The following is an 868-nucleotide window of genomic DNA, read 5'->3' as shown; positions in this document are numbered from 1 at the left end:
GACAGACGAGGGCCACCCCGGTTGGGGTTGGCCCTCGTTTGCGTTTGGCCCCAGCGCCGGCGGTCCTCCGTCAGCGAGGGCCCCGACAGCCCCCGAGTAACTTTGTGTATCGAGGCGAAGCCCCATGTCTGGGCCGCCGAACCGGAAGGATTGACCCGTGACTACTGGACCGCAAGACGGCGGCTCCCCCGACCGCGACGACGAGCGCCGCGCCGGCCGCGGCCGCGACGGCGATTCCCGTGGTGGTCGGTCCTCCGGCGATCGCGGAGGCTTCCGAGGCGGCGACCGCCCGCAGGGTGACCGGGGCGGCTTTCGCAGTGACCGGCCGCAGGGCGACCGTGGTGGTTACCAGGGCGGCGGCGACCGCGGTGGTTACCGTGGCGGCTCGCAGAGTGGTGGCGACCGTGGTGGATACCGTGGCGGCTCGCAGAGTGGTGGCGACCGTGGCGGTTACCGCGGTGGCTCGCAGAGTGGTGGCGACCGTGGTGGATACCGTGGCGGCTCGCAGAGTGGTGGCGACCGTGGTGGATACCGTGGCGGCTCGCAGAGCGGTGGCGACCGCGGCGGCTATCAGGGTGGCGGCGACCGGGGTGGTTACCGCGGCGGCTCCCAGGGCGGCGGCTTCCGCAGCGACCGTCCGCAGGTAGACCGTGGCGGCGACCGTGGCGGGTTCCGTGACCGTCCGCAGGGCGACCGTGGTGGTTACCAGGGTGGTGGCGACCGTCCCCAGGGCGACCGTGGCGGCTTCCGCAGCGACCGCCCGCAGGGCGACCGTGGCGGGTTCCGCAGTGACCGCCCGCAGGGTGACCGCGGCGGTTTCCAGGGTGGTGGCGACCGTGGCGGATACCGCGGTGGCTCCCCGAGCGGT

1 protein-coding gene is annotated in these 868 nt (G+C 73.6%); it reads right to left on the bottom strand.

Annotated elements, in window-relative coordinates; genetic code table 11:
• Positions 1-70 precede the first annotated feature (70 nt).
• Positions 71-868: hypothetical protein (locus Adu01nite_RS47445; RefSeq protein WP_203736003.1), on the bottom strand; the 798-nt coding region annotated here is incomplete at its 5' end.

It is taken from the genome of Paractinoplanes durhamensis (genome assembly GCF_016862175.1).
GTDB lineage: Bacteria > Actinomycetota > Actinomycetes > Mycobacteriales > Micromonosporaceae > Actinoplanes > Actinoplanes durhamensis.
Note: the sequence above shows the minus strand (reverse complement) of the source record. Positions and strands in the feature narration are given on the sequence as shown.